Below are 13,355 nucleotides of genomic sequence, written 5' to 3'. Positions count from 1 at the left end.
TTAACGGCGGGACTGTCACAAAGACGTCACGCAACCCGCTAATACTGCTGTTTTTATTTTTTGGGTTGGGCGATGTCTATCTTCACTTTATTACCGCTGCGTGTCCGTAAACCGCTGAATTATCCCTCTCTACCCGCCTGGCTGACCAGCCTGCGCGGCAACTTTGTTCTGTTCGTGGTGCTGTTTTGCCTGTTGCAGTCACTCGGTATTGTGCTGCTTACCGCACAGGTTGATCACACTAAAACCAGTCTGACCCAGGCCAGTGCACTGCGTGAACGTCTGGCCCTGCTGGATCGCGCGCGCATGGCGCTGCTCACCGCCAGCGACAACAGTCACCGTGCTGGGATTTATTTAATGCAAGACCAGCAAAGCGGTTCGGTAGACAGCTGGAAAAGCCTGGCAGATACCGCTGTAGCGTCATTAAATCAGGCTGAACAGCTTTTTGCCCGGTATCACGCTGAAGCAAACGGGGATTTACATCAGAGTTTTGCGCTGCTGACTCAGGGCCTGAATGAGCAGCTGAAAGGCTTAGCCGCCAGCAATATTGACGCTTTTTTTATGGTGCCAATGCAGGCGTATCAGCAACAATTCAATGACGCCTGGTTTAGCGAAATTACACAGGCGAATAAAAAGCTCAGTGCAGTGAATCACACTACGCTGACGACCTTAACCGATAGCCGCAAACTCTCCCTGCTGGTCACGGCTCTACTGTTCAGCTTGCTGCTGGTGGGCGGTATTTTGCTTTTTCATGGGGTGATTACGCCGCTACGCCAGGCAAGTTGTCAGTTGCAGGACATCGCCACCGGCGACCTGATCCCGTCATGTACGCCAGCGCGTATACAGTCGCGCGAGACGCTGCAACTGTTTAATGCGATGGAAGAGATGCGTCAAGGACTGCGCCATATCGTCAGTGAAATCAATACAATTGCTGCCAGCGTCGCAGCCGGGGCCAGTGAAATGCAGCAGCATAATGCGCAGGCTAGCGAGCAACACAAAACGCAAAACGCCAGCTTCAGTCATTTGTCTCAGCGCCTGCATCGTGTTTCACAAGAGGTAGAAACCAGCGCTAACGTCTCGCTGCAAGCCACACAGCAGGTTCAGGCTGCGGACTCCCTGGTGCAAAAATGCACACGTCAGGTTGAGGAGATGGAAACTCAGATGCGGCACATTGTCGATGCGTCCGGAAATATTGCTGGCATTGTAGAGATGCTGGATGGCTTGTCATTACAAACCCGGCTGCTGGCGTTGAATGCCGCAATTGAATCCGCTCATGCAGGTGTTTATGGCCGCAGCTTTTCGGTTGTGGCGAAGGAAATCGGTTTGCTGTCAAATAAAAGCGGCCATTCTACCCGCCAGATTAACGGGCTGATTCAACATACTCAGCAGCATGTCAGTCAGGGCTTTAACAAAGTAAAATCGCTGGAAACGCTCTTTGGGCAAATTAGTCAGGCGGTGAGCGCGGTAGTGACGCAGCTTGATAATTTGCAGCATAACGCTAAAGCTCAGAGCAATCGCGTCAGCCATATTGCTGCTGAAGTGGTGGCGCTCGACAGGCAATTGCAGACTAATGAAGAGTTGAGTCGCCAGCAGCAGCGCGCTGCCGATTCACTGCAATTGCAGGCGTCACGGCTGGGGGAAAGTGTACAGCAATTCCGCATTCGTCCAGCGTAACGCCATAACCTTTGTTCGGAAATCAAACCCGAAAAAAACCCGTCAAAGCGACGGGTTTTTATTCTCCGCTATTTCTTCTTCTTGCCCTGCTTTTTCAGCAGGGTACGAAGTTGTTTTACTTCTGCTGAAGTCAGCAGGCTGGGTACATCTTCTTCAGTGCCTTGATTATCAATGGCCGGATGCTGCTGGGTTTGCAGGCTAGCCTGCAGGCGTTGAACAATTTCCTGGCTCATTGAAATTTGATTTTCAAGCGCCAGTTGTTTGATATGCTCTTTGAGCGCAGGTTCTATTTTAATCGTCAAATTAACAGTTTCGGTCATTTCGTTACTCCCTTTTATTATGCGTACCACGCTACCGGATGACCGTTTCGATTAACATACTGTCATAAAAATTTAATATTAAGCGTTTAAGGGAGAGAAATCGCGTAACACCGACTCATCCAGACTGGTTAAATTGCCCTGCAATTCAGCGCACAGCTTCGCCATGTAACGCACCAGGAAATCAGCATTGTATTCAGCCAGGGTTCGCCCGGCTGCGGTTTGCATACTGTCTGGCAAACGCAGCAGTTTTTTCTGGAAGTGATCTAACGTCCATTGTATGTCGTTGAGTTCCCGCGTTTTGCCTAACGGATCGTCATTATCAAACAATGGCCGGTTCAGTGCGCCCGCCGTGTAAAACACCCGTGCCAGACCAATCGCGCCTAAAGACTCCAGACGATCGGCATCCTGGACAATTTTTGCTTCCAGCGTTTCCGGTGTAATTGCTGCGCTAAAGCTGTGTGCTTTTACGGCGTGTGCAACGGCATCAATTAACCCGGCAGGGAAATCGATAAAATCCTGCTGCAAAATTCGCTGCGTCTCTTTCGCTGCATAAGTCGAGGCCAGATGACGCTCAGGATGATTTTTCGGCAAATTAACCACGTCTTGAAAATAACATGCAGTCAATACCACCAGCGGGTTGGCCTCGCTGCCCGCCATAATGCGTTGTGCGCTCATCCATACACGTCGCAGATGGGCAATATCGTGGGCACCGTCATCATGGATCCAGTTAAGTTGAAACCAGCTTTCAAAGCGGGATTGCCAAAGTGTGAGTGACATATTCCATCTCCCTGTAATGATTAATGCGCGAACCTCCCAAAGATAAAGGTGCGCGAACGGCAAGCCATCATAGCGACTGGCTAATGACACTTTTTTACAGTGCTGTGGAAAAGAGCGACGCTGCCAGAAATGCGGGCAGGAAAGTGAGGTTACAATTATTTATATAGCACCGCTTACGCCTCATCGCCGTAAATCCCACCTTTTTCAGCACTTCCTTAAGCAATTGGGCTTAGGTAAATAAGATTAATATTAATAGTGCTTATCGACATGATGCTTTATCCAGGAATCACATTTTCCGCATAAATAAGCCGGTACTAGCACGAAATGCGCTTATAATCCTAGGTTAATCCGTCTTAAAAGCCCGCCACAATTGCCGGTTTTACGTACTATAGCCGGGTAATTAGCCGTTTTCGTCTGCTTTGCCAGAAAGTTGTGGTTCGTTTTTTGCTTTTTGGAATTTTTTACCTGCAAAATAGGCGATGGTAGTTTGATAATAAGGCGACAAATTATTAAGAAAAGTGATATATACGCTTTATCCTGGAGCGTTTTTAGCCATGATCGTTTATAGCAGTAACCGGGTTCTACTTATAAAAGAGGTACTCCATGAAAGAACGACCGATTCTTTTTTCTGAACAACGGGTTCGAGCCCTGTTGGTTGGTCAGCAAACGCAAACCCGGCGCATAATGAAGCCACAAACTTTTGGTCCTGGACAGGATCATCATGAAGGCGTACATGCTTTTGATGTCAGTGCAAACCATTTGCATGGTTACAAAATGATGTCGATGGCTGACATCAGTTATCAATGCCCTTATGGCAAACCCGGCGATATTTTATGGGTACGGGAAACCTGGCGTGGGCCGATTGTGCCTGAATGCGATCTGGCTGAATACGAGCGCGATCCTACACCGTTTCGCCTGCCCGCCTTTTGTCAGTATCGTGCCGACAGCAATGAATTAGGCCAGCACTCAATGAACAGCCCCGAAGGCGAGCAGTTTGGCTGGCAAACCGCCATTCATATGCCGCGCTGGGCGAGCCGCATTAATCTTGAGATCACAGATGTACGCGCTGAAAAGATTCAGGACATCAGTGAAGATGACATCATGGCCGAAGGCGTACAGACCGATTCGCACTTCCTTAATAACTTCTTCACCATGAACATGGACTCCGAGTCACCCAAAGAGGCCTACCGCAAAGCATGGCAAAAACAGTACGGCGCGACCAGCTGGGAAGTCAATCCCTGGGTCTGGGTCGTTGAGTTTCACCGCATTGACAGAGGCTAATTAAGCGCGCTTTGCGGGCGAAATCACAGACATGCCCGCTGCAAAGCGGTTGAATAGTTTTCCTGAGCCTGTCGCCAATCAAACCCTGCCAGCATGATGTTTCGATGCTGGCATTTTTATTTTTGCCGCGTCAGGATAGCGTGACCCTCTGATTCTGAGCGAGTGCTGTGATGTTTAACTGGCCCTGGAAAACACATGTAGAGCCATCTTTAGCTGCATTGCCGTGGCAGCAAGGTTTGGCACAACCGATCTTTACCCTCCTTACTGATGATGAGCGGCGTGCGTTAGTGCTGTTGGCGCAGCGTTTTTTATCGCAGAAAAAACTGGTGCCGCTGGATGGTGTGCAACTCGACGAACTGCATAAGTTGCGCATTGCCCTGCTGTTTTGTTTACCGGTGGTAAAGTTAGGATTCGACTGGCTGGACGGCTTTCATGACGTGCTGATCTATCCTGGCCCCTTTTTAACTGAAGATAACTGGCAGGATGAAGCGGGACTTGTGCACAATGCTCCTGCGGTACAGGCTGGCCAAAGCTGGACGCAAGGTCCGGTGGTGCTCAACATGTCAGATATTCAGGACTCGTTTGACCTTTCCGGCTATAACCTGGTGATTCACGAAGTGGCGCATAAGCTGGATGCACGCGGTAGCGGCTATACCAGCGGTATTCCGATGATGCCTCTGCGCGAGGTCGCGTTATGGGAAAGAGACTTACGTGCAGCCATGGATGAGATCACCAGTGAAGTTGAACTGGTCGGCGAACAGGCCTCAAGTATCGATCCTTATGCCGCCAGCGATCCCGCTGAGTGTTTTGCTGTGCTGTCCGAATATTTTTTCAGCGCACCTGATCTGCTGGTCGAGCGTTTTCCTGTTATGTATCAGCACTTACAGCGCTTTTATCAACAAGATCCATTAACGCGCATGATGGCAATCTCGTCAGAATCTGCTTAAATCGCGATCGCTTTGCGTTAAAGCTAGCCAGTTGAATGATAATGTATTTTTTGGAGTTGACACGCTCCTGCGGCGCCGCTAATATTCGCCTCGTTCCAACGATTCCTCTGTAGTTCAGTCGGTAGAACGGCGGACTGTTAATCCGTATGTCACTGGTTCGAGTCCAGTCAGAGGAGCCAATTTAAAGAAACCAGATGTCTACTGACATCTGGTTTTTTGCTTTTTATCAATTAGTTATTCCCTTCCCCATATCTATACACGTCGGTTAAAAACCACTCGAAGTTATAGCCTTTTGCTGGTAAAGCGGGTTCGTTTTTCTTTTTACCAGCATTCGGAGGGAACCCATGCCACTTACTGATACTAAAATAAAACATGCCAGGCCCTCAGAAAAAGCGGTGAAGCTCACAGACGGATTCGGTCTGTATCTGCTGGTACACCCAATGGCTCAAAATACTGGCAGTTAGGCTATCGCTTTGAGGGCAAGCAGAAAGTGTTTTCGATTGGTGTTTACCCCGCCGTTTCTCTTGCTGATGCCAGACAGCGCCGTGATGAAGCCAAAAAGCTGTTAGCTTCCGGAATTGATCCCAGCGCCAAAAAAAGTCTGACAACAAAGCGGTTCAGGAAAAGCGTAACAACATCCGTGCTTTTAAAACTGTTGCCAGAGGTTGGTTTGTCACTAAAACCACCTGGTCGGAAAATTATCAACGTTCTGTCTGGACGCAACTGGAAACTTACCGCATGAACCATGAACCATCCAGAGATAAAACCATCAGACTGGATAAAGGCAGGAAAACACGATTGTGTGGTCATGCAAATTCACCATCTGGAGTTTGTAAAGTAGTATTTAAAAAGTACAGCAACGACACATAATGTTGACTGGAATAGTAAGCAGTGTTTTTCCCAGAGCGTCCTGATTTTGGTAGATACGAAAATAACGATGACTCATTTGTAAGACAACTAAAAACAGGAAAATAATAAAACACCTGTCTCCTTTCGTGATAAAAATAACACTTTTAATGTTCATCACTTTTATTGTATTATAACAAACCATACCGGTAAAAACATTGCTGCTCCCGAATAACAATTTAAGCTGATATATAGACAACGCTATCTCATTTAAAAATAAATGCAATGAGAAGGCATAACAAAGAGCATGACAAAATACGATAGCTTTGCCCTTACTCAAAATAGAGGCAATAAAATAAGCGGTTACCCCAGGGTTAATACTATGGCAATCTTAGTAAGACGGGCTATGGGCATTTCATAACACGCATGCAAATTATGCGGGATAGCATCCTGGATGGAAAATAGTAAACTCTGGAATAACAATACAATTAATAATATATTTTATTATCTTGACAGTGATAGTTAACAATTAATTATATATTTGATTTATGATCCATACTAAATTAGTTTTTTTGTGAAATTAAACCGGCTGGTTTTTTGAAGGGATTATTAATTCTTTAATTAATTGGATTGTCGCTTTTTGCAACATTGTATGCGGTCGCCGCGTACTTGTAGCAAGCGAAAGACGAGCAAACAAACCATCCTGACCAATGCGTCTAAATTGTACTTCATTGGACTGAGCAAAATTTACGATTGCATTTTTGGGAAGAATTGCGCTACCAAGACCATGCGTCACGAGTTCAAGGATTGTACTTACACCATCAATATCAATAGCATAGGTCGGTGATAAATTACATGCACTCATCGCTTCTTCAAGAAGGAGACGGAACGCATGTTGACGACTAGGCATAACCAGCGGTAGAGATGCAAGTTCCTCTAGAGTCACCACTGTGTTCTGTGCATTATTAATCCGTTCTATGAGAAACAATTCTTCTTCATGAAATATTACAGCTTCTATATCTGGTGATGCATGGTTATGGTATAAAAGTGCTATATCAAGCCTTCCCCTAATCAACAGCTCCTGAATTTGGTTACTCAGTCCTTCAGTCACTGAAATCGTTGCGCCCTGCATTTGAGAGTTGAAGGTTGTGACTAGAGGAAGAGTGAGAAAGCGAGCTAGTGTCGGCGGCAAACCGACACTAATACTTTCATGTCGTATACCCCGCATTTGTTCTAGTTCACTACGTGCCCGATCCAACTGATGCAGAATCCCTCTGGCATGTTCCAGCAGCAGCTTACCGCTTTCGGTGCAATATACACCACGACCATTCCGTATCAATAAACTTTGACCAAGTTCCACCTCTAACTGGCGAATTTGCCGACTTAAAGCTGGTTGTGCAACACCAAGGGTAATCGAGGCTCGAGTAAAACTGCCTAGTTCTGCCACACATATGAAGTATTCTAGCTGTTTAATATCCAACTTTAGATCCATGTTAAATTCGAAAAACACCTGTATCGTAGTTGCCTAAATTAGTTAAGTAAACGAGTGAAAGTGCTAAATTTGATCAAGTGCAGCTGCCTTGCTCCCAATGAGCTGATAATTCTGCCCCGAATATGCTCAGTCATAATCAGGAATAACCGACTTCAGGTTAGTTACATATTCGGATAATCAGCAGATTTTACGGCGAATTCGGACGTGGGTGATTCCCAGTGTAGAATGAGGACACCTCTGGTTAATGTGTATGCACCAGGCTTCGATTTTGCACCTCACTTACTCTAGAGGCATAAACCAGTTCTCATCCAGGCACAGCCGCCGTGACCTGCTTCCCGGTTATTAAACGACCTACGGTGGCATTATTCGTCGGCATTCCTGGCGGGGAGTAGATAAAGATACAGCGTTCGTACACGCATTTATCCAGTATTTTCTAGGCCACTTCGGAGCAGTAAACCATTTTCAGCAACTGTGGCAGAGGACGCATCAGCGCGATACTGTTCAGTTGACCAACGCCGCAGCTTGGGTAGATGTTGCAAGATTAAACCAACCGCAATTGGCAGTGACGTTTAATGTGACAGTTTTTAAAAAGTTCGCCGTCATACGAGAAAGTAATCAGTCCATTGCAGGGGGATAAATATGGTTGCTCGAAAGTGTAGCAGGATTAGGCGCACCGGTAATTGTCGCGTCGTGGGAGAAATTTACAACCTGTACAAATAAGGAACGGATGGAACTAAGAAAATGACATGCTATATTATGAACGCAATCTGTTAATTATATTAATTATTTCACTGCACTTGCTGAGTAAATCATAAAGTGCAGTGAGAGATGCATCATCTTATACTATAGTGAATTGTTTCTATCAAATAGAAGAAATACACCTAAAATGAAAGAATAGCTTGGGTTCCTATTACCCAGGCATCTTTGATTTCGCTCACTCCACCCGGATTTGCTATTAACTGAATATTAGGATTGAAAGTAAACCATGGTGTGACTTTGGCGCTGTAACGTAATTCAGCTGCATATTCTGCGCTTCGCCCGGGCTGATATGCCGGATCATCATAGTCATAGACACCCTTAAGGCTATTAGCAATGCCAGCACGATGAGTTAATCGTTGGTTAATATGCATTTTACTGACGCCAAAACTGATGTAATCCTTCATTCTTGATGAGAAGGGGCCTTTGAAGATAGCTCCAAACTGGGCTTGATAATCTACAGTGGCTGTATCTTTATCGTTGACCGCTAAATGCAAAAATAGTGATAATCCGCGATTTACATCATTTCCAACCGTACTGACTTGCTGCATGAAGTATAAGTACCCGCCATAACGCCCATTGTGTATACGCGCCGGATTATGAGAAATGAGATAAGCATTGCCATTGCTATCGTTTAGTAAATCAGCAGCTTCGGCGCTATTATACCACCCGCCAACTTTATAACTTCCGGGTAGCTTATCCGCTCCCATGATGGTGAGATAACCAAACTCACCAATATACATGTTGCCGGTTCTACCGCTAAGGTTCATTTTAAAGCTCCCCCTACGCGTTAAATAGGAAGGATTGTGCAAAAATGCACCAAACTGAGCATAGTAGGATTTATTGAAGTTTATGCGGATCCGCCCGCCATACTGGCTAACGGGAGCATTATACCATACGCCCGAACCATGACCGGCCAGGGAGCCACATAAGGATAAATTTTGAAAATAACACCCATTATTATCGAAGTCTTCTCCGATAGCCATACGACCAAGTTTAATATCCAAACTATTATCAAACAGCTGTTGTTTGTACCATAATTGACCTATATGCCATGTTTCGCCGCGGCCATAGTTACTCTGCGCACCCGAGCCGACAACCGGCGCGCGTGAATCCTGGATCCTGTCGACGGTAATGTCCCTGCCATTACGCGTGTTGAGTGAAAACACAAATTGGGCATTGCTGATCCCTGCAATCTTCTCTAAATCAAGTTTTGTGCCAAAGGTGTATTGATCGCTGTAGCGGGCTGTTGTATCCGTGCGGTAACCACCTGCAATATTGGATGCCGCCATGGCGGAATAATCAAATGTGAAGTCATATCCCATCTGGGAAAGCGCCGTACGCTCTCCCGCCCAGTCACCTGTCAGGTACTTTCCGGTAGGTGAAAACCAGTCCTCCGCATGGGAAATGGATGGTAGCAGAGCGATAAAAATCAGCAACGTCCTGTATAGACGAAAATCTTTCATGGTGGCCGCCTGTAATTATTATTATTTAAGCCAGTGCTTGATTAACGTTTTTGATTTCAGAATTTAATTTTTTAAAATCAAGTTCTTTTTCCCATGCGGAGACGAGCAGGCATGCTACACCATTCCCCACTAAATTGGTCATGGCAAGACCTGTGCCCATAAATCGGTGAATGCCAAGAATCAAGACCATACCTTGAACGGGTACAATGGGTACGACTAATAATGTACTCGTGAGCATAATAAATGCTGCGCCAGCCACACCGGCGGCCCCTTTAGAGGTCAGCATGCCCACGCCAATAATAATCAACTGGTCCGTCAGGCTTAAATCGATATTCATTGCCTGAGAGATAAATACAACTGCCATTGTCAGATAAAGGTTGGTTCCGTCGAGATTGAAAGAATATCCAGTCGGTATAACCAGCCCAACAATGGTTTTTGAGCATCCCAGCTTTTCCATTTTTACAAGCATTTGTGGTAACACAACTTCTGTAGAACTGGTGCCAAGAACAACCAGCAACTCATCTTTAATGTAATTGATAAATTTAAAGATGTTAACATGGAACAGACGGCAGACCAGGCCCAGTATAACCAGCACGAAAAATAGACATACGAGATAGAATCCGCCCACCAGTTTTGCTAAGGGGCCTAACGAATGCGCTCCATATTGTCCAACGGTAAAAGCGATAGCACCAAAGGCGCCAATTGACGAAAAGCGAGTAATAAGATTTACAATTTTAAAAAAGACTTGTGAGAAGCTCTCTATAAGATTGAATACGGGGCGACCGGCTTCGCCTAATGCACTTAATGCCCAACCAAAAAGGACCGCCAGAAACAGAACGCTCAATATGTTTCCATGCACAAATGCACTGACTACAGTATCGGGAATAATATGCATTAAGAAGCTAACAAGATCAAGATGTTGCCCTTTTTCCACGTAGCCCTGAATCTGAGAAGCATCCAGACTTTCTGGGTTGATATTAAAACCTTTTCCGGGATTTAGGACATGCCCGCCAATTAAGCCAATCAGTAATGCTAATGTAGATATGATTTCAAAATACAAAAGGGCTTTGCCTCCCACGCGCCCAACTTTCTTCATATCTTGCATTCCTGCCACACCTGTTACGATAGAACAGAATATGACAACGCCAATCATCATTTTTATCAGTTTAATAAAAGCGTCTCCCAGAGGAGCCATCTTCACCGCAATAGCAGGCCAAAAAAGCCCTAATATTACCCCCAGTAAAATACCTATAAAAACCTCGAAGTAAATCGTTCGATAAAATGCTTTTTTGGCCCTGCGCATATTGACCTCACTTGTAGGGTTGTAATTTTTATAAAAATAATCAGATTTAGGGATTTTTAATTAAATTTATTAACGGTTAAATTTATCACCCTGATTTCACATTATTGGTAAAATAGTGGCAGTATTATTGTTCCCAATATAATTGCAATGGATTGTTCACCAGTAACTTTTCCTGCAATGCGGCAGTGGTTGCTATAAGCGGAATAAAATCGACCAGTAGTCCATCATCCGGCATATGGGCTTTCAAATTTGGGTGTGGCCAGTCGGTTCCCCATAACACTCTGTCTGGAAAATGTTCAACTATGTATCTGGCGAAGGGAATCACATCTTTATAAGGAGAGCGTTGCTCATTTACAGCTGCTGGACCGGTATGGCTCAGCCTTTCTGGACAGGTGACTTTACACCATATATTTTCATGCTTATATAACATTTTTATAAAAAGCTGAAATTCATCATCCTCAAAGGATTTTGAAACATCGGGACGTCCCATATGATCAATGACAATTTTGGTAGGGATGGAGGTAATGAAATCCCATAATTCGGGAAGATCGGCTATTTCAAAATATATCACTACGTGCCACCCCAAAGGAGCTATTCGATTCGCTATTTCAATTAATTCATCTTTTGGAGTAAAGTCAACAAGGCGTTTAATAAAATTAAACCGTACTGCTCGCACACCAGCTTGATGTAAAGCCTGTAATTCCTCATCGCTAATAGTTCGTCTTACCGTCGCCACACCACGAGCTAACCCCTTTGCCGCATACAGAGCATCTACTAATGCACTATTATCATCTCCGTGACATGTTGCTTGTACAATAACATTACGGCTAAAACCTAACTTATCTCGTAAAGCAAAAAGCTGCTCTTTTGATGCATCACAAGGTGTGTATTTACGTTGTGGCGCATAAGGGAATTCGTTACCGGGACCAAAAATATGACAGTGAGCATCCACCGCACCTTCAGGTAAAACAAAATGTGGAACTGATGGGGCTGGGTGAAAATCAAGCCAGCCAGCGGTTTTAGTAAACTCCATGACAATCTCCTATGAAATAAAAAATAGCACTTACATTAATATTTAAAAAATATATTTTTTCACCTTTATCTTAGCAATTAAAAATATAAATGACACTGATTGCACCATTAATATCAACCCCTTTAAAGTATTCATTTATTTCATGATTTATATGCATCGAAAACGCCGTTTTATTTGTAATTATATAAACCCACCCTTAAACAAAATTTAATTTCATATTCAGGTTGCCGTTTTCTTTGAACACAACACCTAGTTTTATAAGCATTACAAGATAAATGATTTTACGCTACAGGGACGGACGTCTAACTGATATGCCATTATGGTATTTCGTGACGAAGTACAGATATTGATCCCTCTGAAAACAGAGCCAGTATGAACTGAAGTATCCGGTCTTTCTTCCATCTCACAAAGAGACAAATGTCACCAACGATGCAAAACTGATCCAGGGGTTAATCTGCTCCTCTGAATACAGGGGAGCTTATGATCACTTTTGAGATTCGTATGGAAATTAAAGTCCTGCACAAGCGGGGAATGAGTATCCGGGCCATCGCCAGGGAACTCGGTATTTCGCGTAATACTGTTCGCCGCCACCTTAAAGCCAAACCTGAAAAGCCGCAGTATTCATCACGTCTTGCTGCGTCCTCACTGCTCGATGAATACTGTGATTACATATCTAAGCGAATTAGCGATGGGTTACGTGGCGGTACGTGCGGGCATCAAGGTTCGCTTCACAACGGCTGCGGATCTACTGCTGCAGCTGTCAACAGCGCAACGGCAGGGGCGTTATAAAACGACGCTTCTCCACGGAGTAATGACACCAAAGTTACTCATCATAGATGAAATAGGTTATCTGCCGTTCAGCCAGGAGGAAGCAAAGCTGTTCTTCCAGGTCGTAACCAAACGTTACGAAAAGAGCGCGATGATCCTGACGTCTAACCTGCCGTTCGGACAATGGGACCAGACATTCGCAGGAGATGCAGCCCTGACATCAGCGATGCTGGACCGGATCTTACATCACTCACACGTCATACAAATAAAAGGAGAAAGCTATCGACTGAAGCAAAACGGAAGCCGGAGTTATCGCGGAAGCTAATCCTAAATAAACAAGGTGGATCAATATTAGACCGCTGGTGGTGACGGTAAGTGGATCACTTTTTACCCGTTGTTGACACTTACCGCTATTACGGGTGAGAGTGGCAAGAGCAATTTCACACTAGACTCAATAGATGAGGACAGATCGCTATGGGGCGACGGTCTTCAGCCTGCCCATTCCAGCGCCCCAGGTACTGAGGCTTAACCCTATTTCCTGACAGGGGGGAAGCAGACGTGCACTGGCGTGTCGCTACCGATGTAAAACTGGCCCACCTGCCGATGTAAATCTGACCCACCTAGGGTAAAAATGGCAGTTTTAAGGCACTGCCAATGATGACATTGGAGACCAGAGTGGAGATTAGTGTTTTACA

9 protein-coding genes, 1 tRNA gene and 3 pseudogenes are annotated in these 13,355 nt (G+C 45.1%); 7 read left to right on the top strand and 6 right to left on the bottom strand.

The window, feature by feature from the left end; translation table 11 throughout:
* Positions 1-72 precede the first annotated feature (72 nt).
* Positions 73-1,671 (top strand): methyl-accepting chemotaxis protein, encoded by a 1,599-nt coding sequence (locus H2P46_RS04150; RefSeq protein WP_193403960.1) that lies wholly within the window; start codon positions 73-75, stop codon positions 1,669-1,671.
* 68 nt (positions 1,672-1,739) lie between these two features.
* On the opposite strand, the gene H2P46_RS04145 is transcribed toward H2P46_RS04150, so the two are convergent.
* Entirely contained in the window at positions 1,740-1,991 is a 252-nt protein-coding gene (locus tag H2P46_RS04145) for a hypothetical protein (protein WP_193403959.1), read from the bottom strand.
* A gap of 78 nt (positions 1,992-2,069) precedes the next feature.
* Positions 2,070-2,768 (bottom strand): phosphohydrolase, encoded by a 699-nt coding sequence (locus H2P46_RS04140; protein WP_193403958.1) that lies wholly within the window; start codon positions 2,766-2,768, stop codon positions 2,070-2,072.
* 603 nt (positions 2,769-3,371) lie between these two features.
* On the opposite strand from H2P46_RS04140, the gene H2P46_RS04135 reads away from it, so the two are divergent.
* The 4 genes and pseudogenes from H2P46_RS04135 to H2P46_RS04120 form a co-directional block, all read left to right on the top strand.
* Positions 3,372-4,049, top strand: a complete 678-nt coding sequence (locus H2P46_RS04135) for an ASCH domain-containing protein (RefSeq protein WP_193403957.1) — start codon at positions 3,372-3,374, stop codon at positions 4,047-4,049.
* Positions 4,050-4,219: 170 nt separating this feature from the next.
* Complete coding sequence (mtfA, locus tag H2P46_RS04130) at positions 4,220-4,996, top strand: DgsA anti-repressor MtfA (protein ID WP_193403956.1); 777 nt, start codon at positions 4,220-4,222, stop codon at positions 4,994-4,996.
* A gap of 103 nt (positions 4,997-5,099) precedes the next feature.
* Positions 5,100-5,175, top strand: a tRNA-Asn gene (locus tag H2P46_RS04125).
* A gap of 165 nt (positions 5,176-5,340) precedes the next feature.
* A pseudogene (locus H2P46_RS04120) lies at positions 5,341-5,731 on the top strand (Arm DNA-binding domain-containing protein); the annotation flags it as partial.
* A gap of 691 nt (positions 5,732-6,422) precedes the next feature.
* Here H2P46_RS04120 and H2P46_RS04115 read toward each other — a convergent pair.
* From H2P46_RS04115 to H2P46_RS04100, 4 genes are all read right to left on the bottom strand, one after another.
* A complete protein-coding gene (locus H2P46_RS04115) occupies positions 6,423-7,334 on the bottom strand; it encodes a LysR family transcriptional regulator (RefSeq protein WP_202987347.1) in 912 nt (303 codons plus the stop codon).
* Positions 7,335-8,215: 881 nt separating this feature from the next.
* Positions 8,216-9,556, bottom strand: a complete 1,341-nt coding sequence (locus tag H2P46_RS04110) for a carbohydrate porin (protein ID WP_193403955.1) — start codon at positions 9,554-9,556, stop codon at positions 8,216-8,218.
* Positions 9,557-9,581: 25 nt separating this feature from the next.
* Positions 9,582-10,859 carry a C4-dicarboxylate transporter DctA gene (gene dctA, locus H2P46_RS04105; protein ID WP_193403954.1) on the bottom strand — a complete coding sequence of 426 codons (1,278 nt, stop codon included), beginning with the start codon at positions 10,857-10,859 and terminating at the stop codon, positions 9,582-9,584.
* 124 nt (positions 10,860-10,983) lie between these two features.
* Positions 10,984-11,892, bottom strand: a complete 909-nt coding sequence (locus H2P46_RS04100; RefSeq protein ID WP_193403953.1) for an amidohydrolase family protein — start codon at positions 11,890-11,892, stop codon at positions 10,984-10,986.
* A 480-nt stretch (positions 11,893-12,372) separates the two neighbouring features.
* Between H2P46_RS04100 and H2P46_RS04095 the strand changes: the two are divergent.
* Positions 12,373-12,582 (top strand): annotated as a pseudogene (locus tag H2P46_RS04095) (helix-turn-helix domain-containing protein); the annotation flags it as partial.
* Positions 12,575-12,995: pseudogene (locus tag H2P46_RS04090) on the top strand (ATP-binding protein); the annotation flags it as partial. The pseudogenes H2P46_RS04095 and H2P46_RS04090, both read left to right, overlap by 8 nt.
* Positions 12,996-13,355: the final 360 nt, after the last annotated feature.

The sequence above is a fragment of the Mixta mediterraneensis genome, assembly GCF_014946725.1.
In the GTDB taxonomy this organism is placed as follows: Bacteria; Pseudomonadota; Gammaproteobacteria; order Enterobacterales; family Enterobacteriaceae; genus Pantoea; species Pantoea mediterraneensis.
The sequence above is the reverse complement of the archived record's forward strand: the minus strand, read 5'-3'. Positions and strand labels throughout refer to the sequence as shown.